This is a genomic window from Burkholderia sp. IDO3 (assembly GCF_003366075.1).
GTDB classification, from domain to species: Bacteria; Pseudomonadota; Gammaproteobacteria; order Burkholderiales; family Burkholderiaceae; genus Burkholderia; species Burkholderia anthina.
The window spans coordinates 619,550-641,904 of the sequence record NZ_CP028964.1 but is presented as its reverse complement, the minus strand read 5'-3'; the positions used below and the strand labels follow the sequence as shown (position 1 = coordinate 641,904).

The 22,355-nt window shown below is 65.2% G+C and carries 21 protein-coding genes; 6 read left to right on the top strand and 15 right to left on the bottom strand.

Annotated features, from left to right (window positions below):
* Positions 1 to 355: 355 nt before the first annotated feature.
* Both DCN14_RS34580 and DCN14_RS34575 read left to right on the top strand, forming a co-directional pair.
* Positions 356 to 763, top strand: a complete 408-nt coding sequence (locus DCN14_RS34580; protein ID WP_096506942.1) for a hypothetical protein — start codon at positions 356 to 358, stop codon at positions 761 to 763.
* A 440-nt stretch (positions 764 to 1,203) separates the two neighbouring features.
* Positions 1,204 to 3,276, top strand: a complete 2,073-nt coding sequence (locus DCN14_RS34575) for a sigma-54-dependent Fis family transcriptional regulator (protein ID WP_096506943.1) — start codon at positions 1,204 to 1,206, stop codon at positions 3,274 to 3,276.
* Between the two features lie 117 nt (positions 3,277 to 3,393).
* Here DCN14_RS34575 and DCN14_RS34570 read toward each other — a convergent pair whose 3' ends face one another.
* The 11 genes from DCN14_RS34570 to DCN14_RS34520 all read right to left on the bottom strand — a co-directional run bounded on the left by DCN14_RS34570 (position 3,394) and on the right by DCN14_RS34520 (position 14,692).
* Positions 3,394 to 4,152: an HAD family hydrolase gene (locus DCN14_RS34570; RefSeq protein ID WP_096507077.1), complete on the bottom strand. Its 759-nt coding sequence runs from the start codon at positions 4,150 to 4,152 to the stop codon at positions 3,394 to 3,396.
* A gap of 26 nt (positions 4,153 to 4,178) precedes the next feature.
* Positions 4,179 to 4,901 carry a ribulose-phosphate 3-epimerase gene (gene rpe / locus DCN14_RS34565; protein WP_096506944.1) on the bottom strand — a complete coding sequence of 241 codons (723 nt, stop codon included), beginning with the start codon at positions 4,899 to 4,901 and terminating at the stop codon, positions 4,179 to 4,181.
* Positions 4,902 to 4,905: 4 nt separating this feature from the next.
* The gene (gene fba, locus DCN14_RS34560; RefSeq protein ID WP_096506945.1) at positions 4,906 to 5,952 is read right to left on the bottom strand and encodes a class II fructose-bisphosphate aldolase; all 1,047 of its coding nucleotides are present in this window, start codon (positions 5,950 to 5,952) and stop codon (positions 4,906 to 4,908) included.
* 90 nt (positions 5,953 to 6,042) lie between these two features.
* Positions 6,043 to 7,059: a type I glyceraldehyde-3-phosphate dehydrogenase gene (gap, locus tag DCN14_RS34555; RefSeq protein WP_096506946.1), complete on the bottom strand. Its 1,017-nt coding sequence runs from the start codon at positions 7,057 to 7,059 to the stop codon at positions 6,043 to 6,045.
* A 34-nt stretch (positions 7,060 to 7,093) separates the two neighbouring features.
* A complete protein-coding gene (gph, locus tag DCN14_RS34550; protein WP_096506947.1) occupies positions 7,094 to 7,759 on the bottom strand; it encodes a phosphoglycolate phosphatase in 666 nt (221 codons plus the stop codon).
* A complete protein-coding gene (gene tkt / locus DCN14_RS34545; protein WP_096506948.1) occupies positions 7,756 to 9,795 on the bottom strand; it encodes a transketolase in 2,040 nt (679 codons plus the stop codon). The genes gph and tkt overlap by 4 nt, the downstream gene beginning before the upstream one ends.
* Positions 9,796 to 9,825: 30 nt before the next feature.
* Positions 9,826 to 10,704, bottom strand: a complete 879-nt coding sequence (locus DCN14_RS34540) for a phosphoribulokinase (protein WP_096506949.1) — start codon at positions 10,702 to 10,704, stop codon at positions 9,826 to 9,828.
* 40 nt (positions 10,705 to 10,744) lie between these two features.
* On the bottom strand, positions 10,745 to 11,824 hold the full coding sequence (locus tag DCN14_RS34535) for a class 1 fructose-bisphosphatase (RefSeq protein WP_096506950.1): 1,080 nt from the start codon (positions 11,822 to 11,824) through the stop codon (positions 10,745 to 10,747).
* Positions 11,825 to 11,836: 12 nt separating this feature from the next.
* Positions 11,837 to 12,715 (bottom strand): CbbX protein, encoded by an 879-nt coding sequence (cbbX, locus tag DCN14_RS34530; protein ID WP_096507078.1) that lies wholly within the window; start codon positions 12,713 to 12,715, stop codon positions 11,837 to 11,839.
* Between the two features lie 57 nt (positions 12,716 to 12,772).
* Positions 12,773 to 13,192, bottom strand: a complete 420-nt coding sequence (locus DCN14_RS34525; RefSeq protein WP_096506951.1) for a ribulose bisphosphate carboxylase small subunit — start codon at positions 13,190 to 13,192, stop codon at positions 12,773 to 12,775.
* A 15-nt stretch (positions 13,193 to 13,207) separates the two neighbouring features.
* The gene (locus tag DCN14_RS34520; protein WP_096506952.1) at positions 13,208 to 14,692 is read right to left on the bottom strand and encodes a form I ribulose bisphosphate carboxylase large subunit; all 1,485 of its coding nucleotides are present in this window, start codon (positions 14,690 to 14,692) and stop codon (positions 13,208 to 13,210) included.
* 461 nt (positions 14,693 to 15,153) lie between these two features.
* Here DCN14_RS34520 and pqqA point away from each other — a divergent pair, with 461 nt between their 5' ends.
* Positions 15,154 to 15,228, top strand: a complete 75-nt coding sequence (gene pqqA, locus DCN14_RS34515) for a pyrroloquinoline quinone precursor peptide PqqA (RefSeq protein WP_096507079.1) — start codon at positions 15,154 to 15,156, stop codon at positions 15,226 to 15,228.
* 148 nt (positions 15,229 to 15,376) lie between these two features.
* On the opposite strand, the gene DCN14_RS34510 is transcribed toward pqqA, so the two are convergent.
* Positions 15,377 to 15,967, bottom strand: a complete 591-nt coding sequence (locus DCN14_RS34510) for an aspartate kinase (RefSeq protein WP_096506953.1) — start codon at positions 15,965 to 15,967, stop codon at positions 15,377 to 15,379.
* 21 nt (positions 15,968 to 15,988) lie between these two features.
* Positions 15,989 to 16,594: a hypothetical protein gene (locus DCN14_RS39080; protein ID WP_143331699.1), complete on the bottom strand. Its 606-nt coding sequence runs from the start codon at positions 16,592 to 16,594 to the stop codon at positions 15,989 to 15,991.
* Positions 16,595 to 16,770: 176 nt separating this feature from the next.
* Here DCN14_RS39080 and DCN14_RS38205 point away from each other — a divergent pair, with 176 nt between their 5' ends.
* Together DCN14_RS38205 and DCN14_RS34500 are read left to right on the top strand one after the other, a co-directional pair.
* On the top strand, positions 16,771 to 16,929 hold the full coding sequence (locus tag DCN14_RS38205; RefSeq protein WP_162826279.1) for a hypothetical protein: 159 nt from the start codon (positions 16,771 to 16,773) through the stop codon (positions 16,927 to 16,929).
* A complete protein-coding gene (locus DCN14_RS34500) occupies positions 16,926 to 17,588 on the top strand; it encodes a response regulator transcription factor (RefSeq protein ID WP_096506954.1) in 663 nt (220 codons plus the stop codon). The genes DCN14_RS38205 and DCN14_RS34500 overlap by 4 nt, the downstream gene beginning before the upstream one ends.
* On the opposite strand, the gene DCN14_RS34495 is transcribed toward DCN14_RS34500, so the two are convergent.
* Complete coding sequence (locus DCN14_RS34495) at positions 17,558 to 18,574, bottom strand: ATP-binding protein (RefSeq protein WP_096506955.1); 1,017 nt, start codon at positions 18,572 to 18,574, stop codon at positions 17,558 to 17,560. The genes DCN14_RS34500 and DCN14_RS34495 overlap by 31 nt on opposite strands.
* Before the next feature lie 202 nt (positions 18,575 to 18,776).
* Here DCN14_RS34495 and DCN14_RS34490 point away from each other — a divergent pair, with 202 nt between their 5' ends.
* Entirely contained in the window at positions 18,777 to 21,131 is a 2,355-nt protein-coding gene (locus DCN14_RS34490) for a TonB-dependent receptor (protein WP_096506956.1), read from the top strand.
* A 115-nt stretch (positions 21,132 to 21,246) separates the two neighbouring features.
* Here DCN14_RS34490 and DCN14_RS34485 read toward each other — a convergent pair whose 3' ends face one another.
* Complete coding sequence (locus DCN14_RS34485; RefSeq protein WP_096506957.1) at positions 21,247 to 22,344, bottom strand: beta-propeller fold lactonase family protein; 1,098 nt, start codon at positions 22,342 to 22,344, stop codon at positions 21,247 to 21,249.
* Positions 22,345 to 22,355: the final 11 nt, after the last annotated feature.

Sequence of the window (22,355 nt, the reverse complement as noted above, 5' to 3'; positions counted from 1 at the left end):
ATCGGAACAACGGGAACGAAGTTCGCCGTCGCAGGCATGTGCGCGCGCTGCGGTGGTTTGCGCCGTCTGCTCGTCCGTTTCGATGCAAGCGGATCGAACGCGGCCGTCCGCAGCCGCGATCGTGGCCGCGGCGCGGCACACGGGACACACTGTGTCAGCCGTCGATACGAAGCGTGACTGTTGCGAGGCACGCGCCAGCCGAACCGTGCCCGCCGTCGTGACAGATGCGGCGCGACGCGGCTGGTACGGCTTTCGCTTCTGCCGACGGGTACGAACGTTCGCGGCCCTCGACGGCCGATGCCGCCGCTGTCGCCAACGCTCGCCGCGCTACGCCCATTTCCTGGAGAGTCGTGAAATGATCAAGCCACTTCGCATGCTGACCGTCGGCGCGTGCCTCGCATTCGCATTGCCGCTCGCCCGGGCCGACGATCTCGCGGCCACGGCGCAGCTTCAGTCCGGCGGCTACAGTTATCCGACGCAGGGACGCGTCGAGTATGTGCTGGGCTGCATGGACGACAACGGGCACGAATTCGCGAACATCTATAAATGCTCGTGCGTGATCGACAAGATGGCGGCCGTGCTGCCCTACGACGAATTCGTCGACCAGTCGACGTTCTCGAAATACGCGTCGCTGGGCGGCGAAGGCGGCTCGGAGTTCCGCGTCGACCACGCGAAAGCGCAAACGAAAAAATTCCGCTCGCTGCAGACCGACGCTTACCGCAGTTGCGGTCTAGGTCACGACAAGACTGCCTCGGCGCGATAGGCATCTGCGGTGCGCGGCGCGCCCTGCCGCTGCGCAACGCGCAGCGCCTCCGCGGCGATTCGGAATCGGTCGACTTCGCGCCGGCCGCGAGACGTGCTGCTTCCCGTCGGCATCCGGCACGATTGGTTGCGCGCGCATCTCATGCCGCGAGCGGCTGCACCGCCTGTGCGCCCGAGCCGCCGCTGAAACGGCACGCATCGGGTATGTGATTTGAGCAAATGCGACGTTTTCTTGAACAAGAACGCCATCGGGCGTAAAGTCTTGAGTGACTGTTTAACATCCGCCGTACGGAAAATCGTTTTGCGCAACTACGGGTTTCCAATCGGCGCGCCCGGCGAAATCTGCATTTCAAGGCAGCATCAATAAAGCGGCAATCGTGACGCGCATGGCGAGGCAGGGAAAACCGGCGCACCCGAATTGACGCTGCGGAGACACCCCCCATGTCATTGCCTGCTGACAGCAGTTCGCATGTTCGCGAAGTTCTGAGTGTCGTCAATCGTCAATTGGCGACACGTCCGACAAGCGTGCCCGTTGCCCAGTCGTGGGCGCGCTGCGTGAACGAATTCAAGCTCGATCCTTCGCGATTTGTCCGCCCCCCGATCCTGACGGACCAGGAGCTTCGTTCCCGCCGCGACGCGATGCACGATCTGATTGCGTGTTCGAAGCTCGAAATGGCGACGCTGTACCAGCAACTGGCCGACCCCAATCTCGCGGTCGTGCTCGCCGACGCCAACGGCGTGATCCTGCACCAGGTTGCGTCGACGGCGTTTGCCGAAACGGTTGCCGCCGACGGCTTTCGCGTCGGCGCGCTATGGAGCGAACGCGAGGCCGGCACGAACGGCCTGGGCACCTGTCTCGCCGAACGCGACGCCATCGCCGTGTGTCAGCACGAGCACTTCTATCCGCGCTATACGTCGCTCACCTGCTCCGCCGCGCCGATTTTCGACGACAGCGGCGAGATTGCCGGCGTGCTCGACGTGACGAGCCGCTCGACGCTGCTGCAGCAGCATTCGCTGGTGCTCGTCGGCATGTCGCGGCAGATGATCGAAAACCGGTTGCTGGACGTGCGCTACCGGCACACCAACATGATTCACTTCCACAGCCGCCCGGAATTCGTCGGGACGCTGCACGGAGGCAAACTGGCCGTGGCAGACGACAGCACCGTGCTTGCCGCGAATCGCAGCGCCCTGTTCCAGCTCGGCTTCCGCTCGCTCGACGAATTGCGCGGCCGGCGCATCGAGGAAGCGTTCAACGCATCGCTGCAAGACATGATCGCGCGCAGCATCCGCGGGTCGTTCCATCCGGTCGCGGTCTATAGCGCCAATGCGACGAACCGCTTCTTTCTCGTCGCGCAGACGCCGCAGAACAGCGCGGAAAGCGGCACGCGGAGCACGCCGAGAGCCGCGGCGGCCGCCGCCGGCGTGCGGGAAAAGCCGCCGCCGCAGGCCGTGCCGGACGAAATCGCGCATCTCGAGTTCGGCGACCCTCACATGGCCGCGCAAATACGGCTCGCGACGCAAGTCATCCAGCGCAAGATTCCGATCGTGCTCAGAGGGCAGACGGGAACCGGCAAGGAAGTTTTTGCTCAGGCCCTGCACCGCATCAGCCCCCATGCCGGCGGCCCGTTCGTGCCGGTCAATTGCGCATCGCTGCCCGAGAGCCTGATCGAAAGCGAGCTATTCGGCTATCGTGCCGGCGCATTCACCGGCGCGCAGCGCGAAGGACGGCGCGGCAAGATCGTTCAGGCGAACGGCGGCACGCTCTTTCTCGATGAAATCGGCGACATGCCGCTCGCGCTGCAGGCGCGCCTGCTGCGCGTGATCGAGGAGCGCGAGGTCACGCCGCTGGGCGCCGAAACGACGGTCAAGGTCGATTTCCAGCTCATCAGCGCGAGCCACCGCAACCTGCTCGAACTCGTGCAGGAAGGGGAATTCCGCGAGGATCTGTATTACCGCCTCAAGGGCATCGAGCTGAACCTGCCGCCGCTCAAGGACCGGCTCGACAAGCTCGCGCTGATTCGTCATCTGCTCGCTCAGGAAACGGACAACGATCCCCCCGCCCTGACGCCGGAAGCCGCGCAGGCACTGCTGAATCATGCGTGGCCCGGCAACATTCGCCAGTTGCGGCATGTATTGCAGATCGCCATAGCGCTTTGCGACGGACAGCCGATCCGCTGCAAGGATCTGCCCGTCGAAATCACGCAACCCGCGCCGGACGCCGCGCTGCCGCCCATGTCGCGTGCGACCGCGGACCTTGCGCCGGCGCCGGCCGGCGGCCTCGATCTTTCCGCGCTCAATGCGATCCAGCTGAACGAACGCGAAACGTTGAACACGCTGCTCGACGAACACCGCTGGAACGTCAGCAATGTCGCCCGGGCGCTCGGTATCAGCCGCAACACGCTCTATCGCAAGATGCGCCGGCTATCCATCCGTCTGTCGCACGAGAACCCGGGGTTCGACGACATGTTCCTGGACGACGCGTCACCCGATGCCTCGATTTCCACCGACACGTAATGCGGAACCTGCACGGCCGCGTTCCGACGCAACGGCCGTCGCTCGCGGTCGGGCCGCGCGCCGCGAGTTTGTCCGGATACCGAACGAAATGGCGCCGACCCGCGTCGGCGCGGGGATTTATCGAACGTCCTGCCGCAGGTGAATGCGCCGCAGCGATTCCAGATCGACGCAGTCGTGCTCCGGTTCCGCGCCGGTCCGCCGTACCGGCACGCCCGGGTCCCCCAGATGCGGCAGCACCACGAGGGCCTCGTCGAAATTCTGCGCCGCGGTGTAGGCGGTTGGCGTGACAACGACCGGAATGCCGGCCGTGCGCGCCGCGCGCAGGCCGATTTCCGAATCTTCCAGCGCGAGACAGTCGGCCGCCGGCAAGCCGAGTTGCCGCAAGACCGCGATGTACACGTCGGGGGCCGGTTTCTTGACCAGTACCGTCGATGCGTCGCATACCGCCGCGAACCGCTCGCGCCAGCCGACACCGAGCGGCCCGGACAACAGTGCGTCGATATTGGCCGGCGTGGTGGTCGTGGCAATCGCCAGCGGCATGCCGGCCGCATGCCCTTCGTCGATCAGGCGCCGGATGCCGGGCCGCAGCGGCACACCGCCGCCGCGCACCCGTTCCGTGTAGCGGCGGGTCTTGATCGCATGAATCGCATCGACCACGTCCCGGCTTTTGCCCCCCGCGGCCTCCTCGGGCTCGACGCAGTGCCAGTAATGCCGGATGCGCTCCTTGCCGCCCGCCACCTTGAGCAGGCGGGCGTACAGCGCCTCGTCCCAATGCCAGTCGAGGCCGGCTTCGGCAAACGCCGCATTGAACGCCTCGCGATGAACCGCCTCGGTATCCGCCATGGTTCCGTCGACGTCGAAAACCAGTGCCCGCATGTGCATTCTCCCTGCCGGTGCCGGCCTCACAGTCTCGTCATGCCGCTTTCGCGCGCGCCGACGCGTGCGATGTCGGCGCGGTCGCGCAACCCGTCGATCACGTCGCGATAGTCGGGCGCGCCGAATACGGCGGAGCCCGCCACGAACGTGTCGGCGCCGACCTCCGCCACCCGCGCCACGTTGTCGAGCTTGATGCCGCCGTCGACTTCCAGCCTCGGCCGGCAGCCCGTGCGGGCTGCCAGCTGATCGATGTGCAGCGCGGCGACGCGAATTTTCTGCAGCATCGACTCGATGAACTGCTGGCCGCCGAAACCGGGATTCACCGTCATCAGCAGCACGAAATCCAGATCGTCCAGCAACTCGCTGAGCCACGTCAGCGGCGTGCCGGGATTGAGCGCGAGACCGGCCCGACAGCCGTGCGCCTTGATCTGGTGCAGTGTCCGATGCACGTGATCGCTCGCCTCGGGATGGAAGCTGATCGAATTCGCGCCGGCCTGCGCGAACGCATCGACCAGCGCGTCGACCGGACGCACCATCAGGTGAACGTCGATCGGCAGCGACGTGTGCGGACGCAGCGCGGCACACACCATCGGCCCGAACGTCAGATTCGGCACATAGTGGTTGTCCATCACGTCGAAATGCAGCCAGTCCGCACCGGCCGCCTCGACCGCGCGAACCTCCTCGCCGAGCCGCGCGAAATCGGCCGACAACAGGCTGGGCGCGATGACAACGGAATTGAGCGCATCCATGCCTTCACCCTCTTGCGCCATAGCGCGTTGCCATCTTCTCGAGTGGAATCGGCTTGATCCGGGCGGCCTGCCCCGCGCAGCCGAATGCGTCGAAGCGGGCGATGCAAATCTCGCCCGCGGCCTGCCTGGCGGCCGCGAACGCCTTGCGCGGATCGAATTCCGACGGCTGTTCGGCAAACAGCGCGCGCATCGCGCCCGTCATCGCGAGACGAATGTCGGTATCGATGTTGACCTTGCGCACGCCGCTGCGGATGCCGCGCTGGATTTCCTCGACCGGCACCCCGTAGGTTTCCTTGATGTCGCCGCCGAACCGGCGGATGATCTGCAGCCATTCCTGCGGCACGGACGACGAGCCGTGCATGACCAGGTGCGTGTCGGGAATCCGCGCGTGGATCTGCGCGATGCGTTCGATCGCGAGAATGTCGCCGCTCGGCTTGCGGGTGAACTTGTACGCGCCGTGCGACGTGCCGATCGCAATCGCCAGTGCATCGACGCCGGTTTGCTCGACGAAGTCGCGCGCCTGATCGGGATCGGTCAGCAGCATGTCGTGCGACAGCTTGCCGGCGGCGCCCACGCCGTCCTCGTCGCCGGCCTCGCCCGTCTCGAGCGAGCCGAGGCAGCCGAGCTCGCCTTCGACCGACACACCGACCGCGTGCGCCGTCTCGCACACGGCGCGCGTCACGCGCACGTTGTATGCGTAGCTCGACGGCGTCTTCATGTCCTCTTCAAGCGAACCGTCCATCATCACGCTCGAAAACCCCGAACGGATCGACATCTGGCACACGGCCGGACTCCCGCCGTGATCCTGATGCAGCACGACCGGGATATCCGGGTGCGATTCGATCGCGGCAAGCACCATGTGCCGCAAATAGGGTTCGCCCGCGTATTTCCGCGCCCCGGCGGACGCCTGCAGGATCACCGGGCTTTGCGTGGCGTCGGCCGCCTCCATGATCGCCTGGATCTGTTCGAGGTTATTGACGTTGAACGCGGGTACGCCGTAGTCGTGCGCGGCGGCATGATCGAGCAATTGACGCAAGGCGATAAGTGCCATGAAGGTCTCCTGATGAATGGCGAATACGTGCTGCCGATCGTTCCGGCGCGACCGGCCTGCAGGCGCTCCGGCCCGCGGAGCGCGGCGGGCTTACCGGGCGGCCCTCATCCAGGCGATCGCGGTGTCGAGCATGCGATTGCTGAAGCCCCACTCGTTGTCGTACCAGCTCAGCACCTTGACGAGCGTGCCGCCGGACACGCGCGTCTGGGTCGCGTCGAAGATCGACGAGCGCGGGTCGTGGTTGAAGTCGACGGACACGAGCGGCGCGTCGTTGTAGCCGAGAATGCCGTTCAGTTCGCCCTGCGCGGCGGCGGCGACGATCGCGTTGACCTCGTCGACCGTCGTCGGCCGCGCGGCCCTGAAGGTCAGGTCGACCACCGATACGTTGATCGTCGGCACGCGAATCGCAAACCCGTCGAGCCGCCCGTTCAGTTCCGGAATCACGAGCCCGACGGCCGCCGCCGCGCCTGTTTTGGTCGGAATCATCGAATGCGTGGCCGAGCGCGCCCGGCGCAGATCCTCGTGATACACGTCGGTCAGGACCTGGTCGTTCGTGTAGGAATGGATCGTCGTCATCAGGCCGTGCTCGATCCCGATCGCCGCATGCAGCGGCTTGACCAGCGGCGCCAGGCAATTGGTCGTACAGGACGCGTTCGAGATCACGGAAAACGCGCGCTTCAGTATCGCGTCGTTGACGCCGTACACGATCGTCGCGTCGACGTCCTTGCCGCCCGGCGCCGAAATCATCACCTTGCGCGCGCCGGCCTCGAGATGCGCGGACGCCTTTTCCTTGCTCGTGAACAAGCCCGTGCACTCGAACACGACGTCGACGCCGAGTTCGCGCCACGGCAGTTCCGCCGGATTCCGCACGGACAGCACCTTGATGCGCTCGCCATTGACGACGAGCGTGTCGCCCACCACTTCGACAGTGCCCGCAAACGGGCCGTGCACCGTGTCGTGGCGGGTCAGATGGGCATGGATCTCCGCATCGCCGAGATCGTTGATGGCGACGATGCGGATTTCGTCGGTCCGCCCCGCTTCGTGGAGTGCGCGCAGGATGTTGCGCCCGATGCGGCCATAGCCGTTGATCGCTACGTTGACAGGCATGTCGTCTCCTTGACGATGAATTCGGCGCGCGTGCTCAGCACGCGGCAAAAACGTGTTCGGCCATCGCCGCGATCGACGGGAAGATGCGGTCCGGGGCTGCGTCCGCGATCGGGACGCCGTAGTTGTATCCGTAAGGCACGGCCCAGGCCTGCACCCCGGCGCGTCGGGCGGTCTCGACGTCGGTGCGGGAATCGCCTATGTGCGCGGTCGCCGCCACCGGCGCCTCCAGGCGCTCGATGCAATGGAGAATCGGCAGCGGATGGGGTTTTCGGCAAGCCAGGCTGTCGCCGCCGACGACGATGTCGAAATGCGCCCCGAGTCCGGCATTTTCGAGCAGCCGCTGCGCGAACCGGTGATCCTTGTTGGTCACGACGGCCATCTGAATGCCGGCCGATCTCAGCCGTTCGAGCGCGCCGGGCACGCCCGGATACGGTCGCGCCAGCGTGCCGGCCGTTTCGTCGTAGCGGACGTAGAACGCCGGCATGATCGAATCCAGCACCGCGTCCGGCACGACGCCGTGATGGATCAGCACCTGGCGCATCAGTTCCCGCGTGCCCTGCCCGATATAGCCGATGACGGTATCGAGCTCGAGCGGCGCGTAGCCGTACAGGTCGAGCGTACGATTCACCGCGAGCGCGATTTCCGGCGCGGTGTCGAACAGCGTGCCGTCGAGATCGAAGGTAACGAGGCGTGTCTTCATCGGCGGCAGACGTCCACGATCCGTTCGACCGTCAGGCCGAAAAGCGGAAACAGCGCGCTGGCCGGCGCCGACTCGCCGAACGAGACGAGACCGACCACGCCGCCATCGAGTCCGACATACTTGTGCCACGCGTCGCCGATCCCGGCCTCCACGGCGACACGGCGCACGCCCGCGGGCAGCACGCTCTCGCGGTAGGCGGCATCCTGGCGATCGAACACCGACGTCGACGGCATCGACACCACGCGCACGCGCACGCCCTCGTCCGCGAGCCTGCGCTGCGCGTCGAGCGCAAGCCCGACTTCGGACCCGGTCGCGATCAGCAACCGGTCCGGCGGTCCGCCCGCCGCCTCGCTCAACACATAGCCGCCGCGGCGGATGCCTTCGATCCGCGCGTCGTCGCAAGCCGCCTGCGGAAGATTCTGCCGAGACAGCACGAGTGCGCTCGGCCCGTGCTTGCGCTCGATCGCCATCTGCCATGCGACCGCCGTCTCGACCGTGTCGCCCGGGCGCCAGACGTCGAGATTCGGGATCAGTCGCAAGCTCGCCACGTGTTCGATCGGCTGATGCGTGGGACCGTCTTCGCCCAGGCCGATCGAATCGTGCGTGAGCACGTACACGACGCGCAAATTCATCAGCGCGCTCATGCGGATGGCATTGCGCGCGTAGTCCGAGAAAACGAGGAACGTGCCTCCATACGGGATGAAACCGCCATGCAGCGCCATGCCGTTCATCATCGCCGCCATGCCGAACTCGCGCACGCCGTAGGACAGGTAGTTCACGCCCGGTCCGACCGCCCGCTGCCCGTCGACCGGCCGCGACGCGTCGACCGCGGTGAGGTTCGAGCCGGTCAGGTCGGCCGACCCGCCGAACAGCTCCGGCAGCGCGGGCACCAGCACGTCGAGCGCGGCCTGCGATGCCTTGCGCGTCGCGACCGGCGCCGTAGCCGCACCGGCAACGTCGGTCAGCGCGCGCACGATGTCCGGCCAGTTCAAAGGCAGGTCGGGCCGCATCCGCCGCTCGAACTCCGCGGCCTCGGCCGGATGGTTGTCACGATACGCATCGAACCGCGCTTGCCATTGGCGGACCTCCGCCGCACCGCGCTCGCGTTGGCACCAGCGCTTGCGGATGTCGTCCGGAATCTCGAACGGCGGATGATCCCAGTCCAGCGCCTTGCGGGTCGCCTCGATCTCGTCGGCGCCAAGCGGCGCGCCATGCACCTCGTGCGTATCGGCGCGATTCGGCGAACCCCATCCGATCGTGGTTCGACAGACGATCAGGTTCGGCCGTCCGGTGCTCGTGCCCGCGGCACGTAATGCATCATCGACGGCCTGCGCATCGTGTCCGTCGATCGGACCGATCACGTTCCAGCCGTAGGCGCGAAAACGCCCGGCCGTGTCGTCCGAAAACCAGCCGCCGACGCGCCCGTCGATCGAGATTCCGTTGTCGTCGTAAAGGCAGACCAGCTTGCCGAGCCCGAGCGTGCCGGCGAGCGAGCCTACCTCGTGGCTGACGCCCTCCATCAGGCAACCGTCACCGAGGAACACGTAAGTACGGTGATCGACGATCGGAAAGCCCGGGCGGTTGAAATGCGCGGCCAGCAGCTTTTCCGCGAGCGCCATGCCGACACCGTTCGCGAGCCCTTGACCGAGCGGGCCCGTGGTCGTTTCGACGCCGGGCGTCACGCCGGCTTCCGGATGACCCGGCGTTTTCGAATGCAGTTGCCGAAAACGCTTCAGCTCGTCGAGCGGCAGATCGTAGCCCGACAGATGCAACGCCGCGTAAAGCAGCATCGAGCCATGACCGTTCGACAGAATGAAGCGGTCGCGGTCCGGCCACGCCGGATCGCCGGGGCTGTGCCGGAGATGATTGCGCCAAAGCACCTCGGCGATGTCGGCCATGCCCATCGGCATGCCGGGATGTCCTGATTTCGCCGCCTCGACCGCGTCGATCGCCAGAAAGCGAAGCGCGTTCGCGAGCCGGCGACGCGGCGCCTCGGCCGCGCTCGCAGCGCGGCCGGCACGATCCGGAAAGCTCATGGTTAATCCTCTTTGACGGAACGGACGCGTTTACAGCACCGCCTGCCGGCGATTGCTCATCAGACGCAGAATCATCGGCGTGAAAATCAACTGGATCGCGAGCCCCATCTTTCCGCCCGGGCATACGATCGTATTCGGTCGCGACATATACGAACCGTTCAGCATCGACAACAGATAGGGGAAATCTATGCCGCGCGGATTCGCGAAGCGGATCACGAGCATGCTTTCGTCGAGCGACGGAATATCGCGCGCGATAAACGGATTCGACGTATCGACGACCGGCACTCGCTGGACATTCACGTGCGTTCGCGAGAACTGCGGGCAGATGTAGCCCACGTAGTCGGGCATGCGGCGCAGGATCGTGTCGATCACCGCGTCCTGCGAGTAGCCGCGCATGTTCTGGTCGCGATGCAGCTTCTGAATCCATTCGAGGTTGATGATCGGCACGACACCGACCAGCAGGTCCGCGTGGCGCGCGAGATCGACCTCGTCCGTCACCACCGCGCCGTGAAGCCCCTCGTAGAACAGCAGATCCGTGCCGCCGGGCAGCTCGGTCCAGGGCGTGAAGGTGCCGGGCGCCTGGTCATATTCGGCGGCCTCCGCCTCGTCATGCAGATATTTTCGGCAAAGCCCGGTACCCGTCTCGCCGTAGGCCGCGAACAATTCCTCGAGCTTGTCGAGCAAATTGCCTTTCGGGCCGAAATGGCTGAAGTGCCCGTCGCCCCTTTCTTCGGCTTCCTTGAGTTTCTGCCGCATCTGCAAGCGGTCGTACGCATGGAACGAATCGCCTTCCACAAGCGCCGCATTGACCGACTCGCGCCGGAATATGTGCCGAAACGCCTTCGTGATCGTGGTCGTTCCGGCCCCCGACGAACCCGTAATCACGACGATCGGATGTTTGGTCGACATGTCTCCTCCTTCTGTTCGGAATGCAAAGCTCCAGCGCGTCTCACGTCGTCGCCCGGAACAGCGAACGCGTGTTGAACAGCGGCGAGTCGAACTCGGCATCGGCGCCGCTGTCGTATTCGCGGTGATAGTGCTCGATCAGTTCGACCTCGCGCGGCGAACCGAGAATCACCGGCACGCGCTGATGCAGCGCCTCGGGCGGCTCGTCGAGAATCCGTCCGCGCCCGGTCGACGCGCGCCCGCCCGCCTGCTCGACGATCATCGCCATCGGATTGGCTTCATAGAGCAGCCGCAGGCGCCCCGGCTTCATCGGGTCCTTGCTGTCCTTCGGGTACATGAAGACGCCGCCGCGCATCAGGATGCGATGGACTTCCGCAACGAGCGATGCGATCCAGCGCATGTTGAAATCCTTCTCTCGCGGGCCGGCCCGGCCTTTCAGGCACTCTTCGATGTAGCGCCGCACGGGCGGCTCCCAGAAGCGCATGTTCGACGCGTTGATCGCGAACTCCGACGTGTCCTCGCCGATCCTCAGATCGGGGTGAGTGAGGATGTACGCGCCGATCTCCGGGTCGAGCGTGAACCCGTGCACGCCGCGACCGAGCGTCAGAACGATCATGTCGGCCGGCCCGAACAACGCATAACCGGCACACACCTGCGCGCTGCCCGGTTGCAGGAAGTCCTCGACGCGCGGCTCGGTCACGCCGGGCGGCACCTCGAGCACCGAGAAGATCGTGCCGACCGTGAGGTTGACGTCGATGTTCGACGAACCGTCGAGCGGGTCGAACAGCAGGAGATAGCGCCCGCGCGGGTAGGCGCGCGGGATCTCGTACGCATGCTCGAGCTCCTCCGAGACCATGCCGGCAAGCTGCCCGCCCCACTCGCAGCACGACAGCATGATTTCGTTCGAAATCACGTCGAGCTTCTGCTGGATCTCGCCCTGCACGTTCTTCGCGCCGGCGGCGCCGATCGCGCCGTCGAGCGCGCCGCGGGCAACGCGCGTACCGATGTACTTGCACGCGGTCTGGATGTCGTTGACGAGCGCGGCGAGCTGCTCGTCCTGCGCCGCGTGGCGCCGGTGCTCTTCGATGATGAATTTCGAGAGGGTCGTACGGCCGTGCTGCATATTGCTCTCCTGTTATTGCGTGTCGCCAAACACGCGGCTCGCCCGAATATCCGCGGCGACGATCGTCTCGAGCACGTCGCGCGTCACGCTGCCGCCGGCCGAGAACACCCGGTTTGCCTGCCGCAGCCGCGCCCGGTCGAGCGCGTTGCGGATCGAACGCGCATTCGCGAAATGAGGCCGGGCCTTGCGTCGCGCGATGTAGGCGTGCAGCGCGTCCTCCGCACCCGCATCGAGCCGGTAATGCATGTCGCGCAGCATCACTTCCGCGATCTCGAACAATTCCCGGTCGGTGTAGTCCGGAAAGTCGATGTGATGCGCAATGCGCGACGCCATCCCCGGGTTGCTCTTGAAGAACGTGTCCATGCGATCCTTGTAGCCCGCGAGAATCACGACGAGATCGTCGCGCTGGCTTTCCATGATTTGCAGCAGGATCTCGATCGACTCCTGGCCGTAGTCGCGCTCGTTCTCGGGGCGATACAGGTAATACGCTTCATCGATGAAGAGCACGCCGCCCATCGCCCGCTTGAGCACCTCCTTCGTCTTGGGCGCGGTGTGACCGATGTACTGGCCGACGAGATCGTCGCGCGTCACCGCGACGACATGCCCTTTGCGCACGTAGCCGAGCAGATGGAGAATCTCGGCCATGCGCAGCGCAACCGTGGTCTTTCCCGTGCCGGGATTGCCCGTGAAGCACATGTGCAGGGACGGCGCCACGGTCGCCAGGTCGAGCGCCTTGCGCGCACGCTCGACGACGAGAAACGCGGCAATTTCGCGAACGCGCGCCTTCACCGGCGCGAGGCCGACCAGGTCGTGATCGAGCCGTTCCAGCACGTCGTTGATTTTCGCGTCACGCACGATGGCGTGCAGATCGATGGCGCTTTCGTTGCTCATGGCGTCGAATCCCGTCAGCGGGTTGCAGGGGTGCGTCGCGGCACCGGACATCACTCATCACTCGTAACGCTCGCCCGCGGGCTGGTCCTCCACATAGGGCCGCAAGCGGTAGTGGACCGTGCGCGCCGCGCCCTCGTCGCGCACGAGCGCGAATCCAGGCTCGGACGCCGGGCGCCCGACGATGAACGACAGCCGCGTCGTCTCGAAACCGAAGGTCGAATCGAAGGCGTTGACTTTCACGTAATGTCGCGTCTTCACCTTGCGGCACGCATCGACTTCGAGCATCACGCCCGCCGCGTCCTTCAGATCGAACATCGGTAACCCCCACATGTCCCAGTACGCATTGCGCGGATGCGGATCGTCGGTGAATTCGACGGAACAGGCCCAGCCCTGACGCAACGCATACTCGATCTGCGCGCGAATCTCGTCGTCGGTCAGATCCGGCAGGAAGGAAAAAGCGCCTTGAGTCAATCGCATGTCGTTCTCCGTTCGTTACGACGCCGTTGCCGTCGGCACATAGTCCGGCGTGTCGGTCGACGCATAGTTGAAGGTCACGTCGCGCCAGGTGTCGAGCGCCTGCTTCAGCGGCGTGCATCCGCGCGCCGCGGTTTCGAGGATCTGCGGTCCCTCGGCCGCGATGTCGCGGCCTTCGTTGCGCGCCTTCGTCATCGTCTCGAGCGCGACGCGGTTGGCGATCGCACCGGCCTGGATGCCCATCGGGTGGCCGATCGTGCCGCCGCCGAACTGCAGGACGACGTCATCGCCGAACAACGTGAGAAGCTGATGCATCTGGCCCGCGTGAATGCCGCCCGATGCCACCGGCATCACCTTCTTCGTCGCGGCCCAGTCCTGTTCGAAGAACAGCCCGCGTTGCAGATCGACCTCGTTGAGCGTTTCGCGGCACACGTTGTAGAAACCCTGCACCGTGTACGGATCGCCTTCGAGCTTGCCGACCGCCGTGCCGGTATGCAGGTGGTCGACACCGGCCAGACGCAGCCACTTCGCGATCACGCGAAACGACACGCCGTGCGACTTCTGCCGCGTGTAGGTACTGTGGCCGGCACGATGCATGTGCAGGATCATGTCGTTCCTGCGCGCCCAGTTCGAGATCGACTGGATCGCGGTCCAGCCGATGACGAGATCGATCATCACGACGCAGGAGCCGAGCTCCTTCGCGAATTCGGCCCGCTCGTACATGTCCTCCATCGTCGCTGCGGTGATGTTCATGTAGTGGCCCTTGACCTCGCCGCTCGCGGCTTCCGCCCGCTTGACCGCTTCCATGCAGAACAGGAAGCGGTCGCGCCAGTGCATGAACGGCTGAGAGTTGATGTTCTCGTCGTCCTTCGTGAAATCGAGGCCGCCCGTGAGCCCTTCGTAGACGACACGCCCGTAGTTTTTCCCGGACAGACCGAGCTTCGGCTTCATCGTTGCGCCGAGCAGCGCCCGGCCGAACTTGTCGAGCCGCTCGCGCTCGACGACGATGCCGGTCGGCGGCCCCTTGAACGTCTTCACGTAAGCGACCGGAATGCGCATGTCCTCGAGACGCAGCGTTTTCAGCGGCTTGAAGCCGAATACGTTGCCGATGATCGACGCCGTCAGGTTCGCGATCGATCCTTCCTCGAACAGTTCGAGTTCGTAGGCGATATAGGCGAAATACTGCTGCTCGGCCGACGTGCCCGGGCCGGTATTCGGCACCTGGTCGACGCGGTATGCCTTCGCCCGGTACTTGTCGCAGGCGGTCAGGCGATCGGTCCAGACCACGGTCCAGGTCGCCGTCGACGACTCGCCCGCCACCGCGGCCGCGGCCTCCTCCGGCTCCACGCCGGCTTGCGGCGTGATGCGGAACAGTGCAATGACGTCGGTGTCCTTCGGTTCATAGTCCGGCTGCCAGTACCCCATTTGCTTGTACTTGAGCACCCCGGCCGCGTAGCGCTGCCGTGTATCGGAATTCGTGCTGCCTTCGACGGGCTTGGTCATCGTCTCGCTCCTGTTGGCTGACCTCGTGGATACCAAGGTTATTGGGCGCGACGACAATTGAAAATTCAGTTTTCCTTTGCGTTCGAATAAAAGTTTTTGAATGATCGGCGCGATGTCTTGACGCATGCCGACGATCGTCGTCGCCGATGTCGCGCGGCACCGGGGCATTCGCCGTCCGGTTCCACCGCAATTCGCCGGCCGGTCACCGCCCGGCATGTGTCATCCGCAAGCCATCCTCCGGCCGCGTGGAGGACACTCTGCTACGTTCCCGAAACAGTGCGCCGCGGTGCCGTGTTCCGCGCGCATTCGCGGTCGGCCCATGACGACGCGACGATACGCGTACCGCCTGTCGTCGCCCGGCGTCGGGCATGAAGCTTGCGTGCCGACAAACCGCCCATGAGGTTCGGCACCTGCCGAGCCGACGGCACGATGCGGTACATAGACACATGGAGGAAGCAGCTATGCAATGGACGACACCGAGCTATACCGATCTGCGCTTCGGGTTCGAGGTCACGATGTATATCGCCACGCGCTGAACCCGCAGGGGGCCGCGAAACGCGGCCTTTCCCGCGTGCGTCACGCACTTCTCCCGGCCCGTCGCGGCCGGGAGGCGGCTTGCGGCGCCACCGGATCGACCGCCGCCGCCACGCGCAAATGGCGACGCGCCGCGCATCCTGCGGGGCGCTACAGCATCGGTGTGTTCAGCAGCCGATCCTGCATCAATTCGATGTCGTTCTTGTCGAGCACTTCGACGACGTAATTGGCATCGCGCACGTAATCGACGAAGCGCCGGTCGATCACGCCTGCCGCGGCCAGCGTCTCCAGCGGCTCGCCGTCGGCGATCAGCCGCGACGTCACCACGAACAGGCGTTCCGCATTGAGCATCGTGGAGAGCCACGCGGCGAGGCTGTCGGAAGTCGTGTCCCAGGTACTCATCGCGTCCGGCGTTTCGCGTATCAGCGCGATCGGCACCCATACGGCAACATGGCCGTCGCGCAGCGTGCGGCGGATCTTCGCTTCGCTCGTGGCGAGCACCAGTTCGGGCGATACGCCCCGCATCAGAAACGCGTACTGCGTCATCGCGAGAAGACACATGTTGTGGGCAGCCAGATCGTCGAAGCGCCACTCGTTCTGATATTGCCGTACCTGGTCCGCAAAATCCGCTTCGCCGGGCACGATCACGACGCGCCCGCCGCCAATTTCGCACAGCTCGGTCAGCCACCGGCGCAACGCCGGCTCGTGACTCAAGCCCCCACCGATCTTGACGACCCACATGAGCGCTGTCCTCGCTTCGGATTAACCGCGTTGTCCGCCCGTTCCCCGCTCGCCGATGGCAAGCCGTTCGGCATCGTTCTTCCGTCTCCCTGCCTCGCGCAATTCATACAAAATCCATGCCAAGCGCGGAAAGACAGATGCGCACGGAGATGCGTCAAATCCATGCGGCGGCGTGCAACACTCTGCTCCGGCGTCACGCACAACCTGTGCGACGCACAAGGCCTGTTGCGCCGCGCGTCCGGCGCAGGCTCCCGCCGGAACCACGATCGTTTGTCCCGATCCGGCGAACGTCGGGCCGGCAATATGCAGTTCATTCCGCATGTGCCCGGCCGTCACGACGTCGAACCGGCACGAAGCTTGCTCAGAATGCGCCATGCATTTCTCGCTCATCGATCCGCTTCGCATGAACCCATTGACGGCCCACACGCCGCGCGTGCCCATACGTTGTTCGGCCCGCGGCCTTCCTGCCGCGGCGCGCCCAGGCCAGCGCCGCGCATTGCCCGGATCGACGGTTTTCCTGCTGATGCATCCGCGCACCGGGGCACGCGTAGCCATCCACCGGCTACCGTGGCCGCCGATACGTTCGTGGCAGCGCGCCGCCGCGCGCATCATGCAGGCTTTTTTCATCCCGACCGCGCGCGACGTTCGTCTCGCGAGGAAGTTGCCATGACAGATCCCGATTCTCCGCCGATGCCGCCGACGGTTGATGCACTGCGCACTCGCGACGGACGCCGCGTGTCGTTCACGCCGGCCTCGCTGTTCCTCTCACCCGTTCACGACGCGCGCGTCGCGCGCTGCATCGCATGAAGATCAAGGTACTCGGCACGTCGAAGCACGCCGTGGCGGTCGACGTCGTGCGACGGGCAGCCGACGCGATCGCGCCGCCCGTGCAGCCCATCCTGTTTCGCAGCGACGCCAGCTCGCGCAAGCGGGCCGCTCGCCAGGCGGTGGACTCACGATGACGGCGTGCGATATCTCCGTGTTGCTCGTGGACGATCACGCCGTGGTGCGCGAGGGCTACCGGCGCCTGCTCGAACTGAATTCCGACGTATCCGTATGCGGCGAGGCGGCCGACGCGGCGCAAGCCTATCAGCGCTTCTGCATGCTGCGCCCGGATGTCGTCGTGATGGACGTGTCGTTGCCGGGCGCGAGCGGCATCGAAGCCATGCGGCGCATGCTCGCGCGCGAGCCGGGTGCCCGCGTGCTGATGTTCAGCGTGCACGAGGAAGCGATTTTTGTACGCCGCGCGCTCGACGCAGGCGCGCTCGGCTACGTGACCAAGGCCAGCGCGCCGGACGTGCTCGTGGAAGCCGTTCGCACGATCGCCCGGCGCGTTGGCTACCTGAGCCCGGACATCACGCAGGCGCTTGCCCTTCGCAATGCATTCAGCGAAGGGCCGCCCGGGCGGCAGTTGTCCGCGCGCGAGTTCGAGGTGCTGCGCCTGCTCGTGCAAGGCTTTACGTTGCCGAGCATCGCCGAGAAACTGGGGCTGAGCCAGAAGACTGTCGCCAATCATCAGTCGATGATCCGGCAGAAACTCGGCGCCGACAACAGCGTCCAGCTCGCCCAGATGGCGAGTCGCCTCGGGCTTCAATTCGCGGGCGCGGCATCCTTCGCGTGAGCCACCCCGGCATGAGCCGGCACGCGCGCGCAGAACAAGAAGCCTTGCCCCGGTTGGCTCGCCGCATGAAATTCGCCGCCGAGCGCCTCGACGCGCTCACGCATGCCGATCAGCCCGAGCCCGCCGCGCGGCTGCCCGAGATCGACGCCGGGCCCGTCGTCGCTCACCGTCACGACGATTTCGTCCGCCATCCCGCTGCCGAGGGCCTCGCTCGGCGTGCGCACCATAAACACTTCCACGCGGGACGCGCGGGCAAACTTCGAAACGTTGGTCAGCCCCTCCTGCACGAGCCGGTATAGCGTGATCGTCAGCGCGTCGCTCAGTCCGGTGAATTCGCCTTCGATCGCCAGCGAGAACGACGCATCCGGCAGCCGTTCGCGCCAGTCGTCGACACACTGTTCGAGCGCGCTCGGCAAACCGAACTCGTCGAGGCCGATCGGACGCAAACGCCGGATCATTCCGCCGATCTGCCGATAAACGAGGCTCGCGCTGCGAATCAGGCCGAGCGAGATGCGATGAATTTCCGGCTCCCGCTCGCCGGACAAATCGCGGATGCGCGCGGCATCGAGCGAGATCGCATTCAGGTATTGACCCAGTTCGTCGTGCAGCTCACGCGCCAGATGGCGGCATTCGAGCTCGCGCGCCTGCAGCGCCTGACCGGCAAGCCGCCGATTGTCCGAGAGCAGGCGTTCGGTCTGCGCTTCCAGCTCGCGGCGTCGACCCAGTTCGTGCACGACCTCGCGATAGCGTCGCCACGCGAACCAGGCGAGCCCGATCGACAACACGCACAACGAACCGGGCAATTCGTCGAGCTGAAAGCGTTCGAGGCCTCGCGTCCAGCGATAGGCCAGTTCGCTGACATCGAATATCGAACCGAGCGCCGCGGCAAGCACCGTCAGCGCGATGACCCATACGAGGTCTCGCCGCGCCGACGAACTCGGCGACGCGCGGCGCGCAGAAGATGAACGGGAAGAATTGCGTCGCATCACGTTGGCCTTCCATTTTGGCTGACCGCGCACAACGCCCGTGGCGTGCATTGGGAACGCTTCCCAACGATATCGGGAAAAGCTCCCGGGCTTTTTCGTCGCGGTATGTGTGAAGCTTTGCACACTTGAAAAGAACACGCCACCTACACCAAAACACGACTTCGCCAGCGAAGATCGCATCACGCCGACAGGAGTTGAAGCAATGAGCACGCCATCCCGCCAGCGCAATACCGCCCCGTTGCCGGACCTGGTCCGGATCCATCGCTTCCGGCGACGTGCCGGATTCACCCTGTGCCTCGGAGGCGCGCTGGCGAGTCTGTCCACCGGCGCATGGGCCCAGTCGGCAACGTCGTCTGTCGCGCCGTCGGGTTCGAACGCCGACACCGGTTCGATCGAACTCGCGCCGATCGTCGTGGTCGGCACGACGCCGCTGCTCGGTATCGGCACCCCGCTGGCGCAAGTGCCGCTCAACGTTCAAACGGTTCGCGCGCGCGATCTCGACCGGCAGCACCGCAACACGCTCACCGATTACCTGGCGAAGAACCTGCCGAGCGTCGACGTCGCCGATGCGCAAGGCAATCCGTATCAGGTCAATGTCAATTATCGCGGCTTCACCGCGTCGCCGTTGCTCGGCACGCCGCAGGGCATCTCGGTGTTCGTCGACGGCGTCCGCGTCAACGAGCCGTTCGGCGACGTGGTCAACTGGGATCTGCTTCCGCAACAGGCCATCGACACGATCCAGCTGATTCCCGGTTCGAATCCGACCTACGGACTCAACACGCTCGGTGGCGCACTGTCGATCACGACGAAGAACGGCAGAACGAGCCCCGGCGGCGCGGCCGAGGTCACGCTGGGCTCCTGGGGCCGCAAGACCGCGCAGATCGAGCAAGGCGGCACCATCGGGCAGAACCTCGACTACTACCTGACCGGCAACGTGACCAACGACAACGGCTGGGCGGAACAGAACGCCAGCCGCGTGCGGCAGATCTTCGGAAAAATTCGCTATACTGACGCCGATACGACGTTGTCGCTGTCGGCCGGCGGCGCGGACAACGATCTCCACGGCACGCAGACGATTCCACGGTCCTTTCTGGGTAATCCGAAGCAACCCTATACGTACCCCGACCAGAATCTGAACAGCGCCGGCTACGTGACGCTGTCGGGCGACCACTACTTCAACGATCACGTCGAATTGAGCGGCAACCTGTATTACCGGCACTTCCGCAACAGCAATGTCAGCAGCAACACCAATGCGGATTTCGGAACCGTCGAAGACGACGGCGACGTCGATACGACCCAGGCGACGAACGAGAAGTCGGTCATCTCGACCGACAGCTATGGCGCGAATCTGCAGCTCACCCTGTTGGGCAAACTCGGCGGGATGGAAAATCAGCTCGTCGCGGGCGTATCCGCCGACTTTGCACACTCCCGATACACCGAATCGTCGCAGGATGCCGTATTCACCGCCTCACGCGCGACGATCGGTATCGGTGATTTCGAGCAGCAGACCGCGGCGAAGACCCGCAACGGCAGCTACGGCATTTATCTGGAAGACACCCTGTCGCTCACCCCGCAATGGTCGCTGACATTCGCCGGACGCTACAACTGGGCGGAAGCCACGATAGGCGACGCGAGCGGCATGCAGCCGCAACTCGACGGCCACCATGTTTTTTCCCGCTTCAATCCGGCGATCGGCATCAACTGGAATCCGACCGCGGCCTTTACGGCCTACGCGACGTATAACGAAGGCATGCGCTCGCCGACCGCCATCGAACTGACCTGCGCCGATCCGGCCGCCCCCTGCTCGCTGCCGAACGATTTCGTGTCGGACCCACCGCTCCAGCCCGTGATCTCGAAGACCGTCGAAATCGGCGCACGCGGTCGAATCGGCCAGAACACGTCCTGGAGCGCCGCGGCATACAGCACGACGCTCGACAACGACATACAGTTCATCAGCAGCAACGGCGCGGCCAGCAACCAGGGCTTTTTCCAGAACGTCGGCCGCACGCGCCGGCAGGGCTTCGAACTGTCGGGGCACAGCCAGATCGGGCCGCTCGCCGTCACCGCCAGTTACAACTACGTCGACGCCACCTACCGGTCGGGCTGGACCGAAAGCAGCCCGAGCAACTCCAGCGCGGACGCGAACGGAAACATCGCCGTCAAGCCGGGCAACCACATTCCCGGCATTCCGGCAAACACGGTCAAGCTGCGACTCGATTACGCGGCCACCCCGCGCTGGAACATCGGCACCAACCTGACCTGGCGCGGCAGCATCTATGCTCAGGGCGACGAAAACAATCAGGACGTCAACGGCAAGATCAGCGGCTATCTGCTGGTCGATCTGAACACCTCGTACCAGTTGACCAAGCAGATCCTGATTTTCGCGAACGTCGAGAACCTGCTCGACAAACGCTATGCCAGCTTCGGCACGCTCGGACAGAACTTCTTCAGCGGCCCCGGCCATGCGTTCGACGGTGCGAACCCGACCAACGAGCAATTCATCGGGCCGGGCGCGCCGCGCAGCTTCTGGGTCGGTTTGCGCTACGCGTGGAAATAGTGCAACGCGCGTAGATCGCTACGCCAAGCCGCCGGCCCGCAGCCGCATCGCATCGACTGCAGGCCGGCTCGACCTCGTTCGTGAATCGGCGGAACGGGACACCCGGGGGAAACGGTCAATGCGATTCGATCGAGCCGTCGCTATGCGGATACGTGACGATGCCCCACGCAAGCGGCAATTCGTCGATCTGCTTGATCGGCTGGTAGTTTTGCGCATCGAGCACGTAGACCGCGTCGGATCGCCCGCATGCCGCCAGCAGTTTCGCGCCGTCCGGCGTGAAACTGAAATGCCAGCACCGCTGGCCGACCGGAACGTCGGCAACATGCGCGTAGCTGTTGCCGTCGAAGACCTGGATCGTCTTGTCTCGCGCCGCAGCGACGAAGAGCCGCTTGCCGTCGGGGCCGAACGCCACGCCGTACGGCCCCAGCTTCGTATCGACCGTCTTCGTGACCTGAAGCGTGCGCGCGTCGATCACGACGAACTTGTTCGACGATTCCAGCGTGACGATGTAGCGCTTGCCGTCGGGCGACAGCCGGATACCGCGCGGACGGCCGCCTTTCGCGAGTTTTACGGTTCGAATCGGCGCGCCCGTCCGGGCGTGATAAACCGAAACGGTATCGTCCCCCTCGTTGGTCACCAGCATCGTGTTGCCGTCGCGCGAAAACTCGATCCCCTCGGTTTCGTGGCCGCTCGTCACCGAACGGACCACCTGCCAACGCTTCATGTCGACGATCGCAATTTCCGCAGGGGGGCTGTCGGCGTCGTCATCGCCGGCTGCGCCCGCTCGGCCGGTTCCCGCAGCAGGCCCTCCCGACCCCGCAGGCTCGTAGGTCACGTACGCGTAGCCGTTGTGCACGCGCACATATTCGGGATTCTTGCCGATCTTCACGCGCCGCACGACCTGCCCCGATGCCGTGTCGATGACGGCCAGATCGCCGGTATTCTTGTTGGCCACCAGAAGCAGCGCGCCATCCGCGCTCAAGCTCAGGCCGCGCGGGCCGTCGGTGCCCACCGGTAGCGTCTTCGTCAATGTCATGCTGCCCAGATCGATCACGCCGACACCGGCCTTCTCGCTCGTCACATAGGCAGTCGGCGTGACCGCATAAGCCGCGGTCGTTGCGAGCGAGAGCGTTGCGGCGGCAATGACCGAAGGCGCGGCGAAGAAAGCGCGGAAATGCCGCGTCGTCCTGATTTGAAATCGTGTCTCCCGCATCGATGTACTCC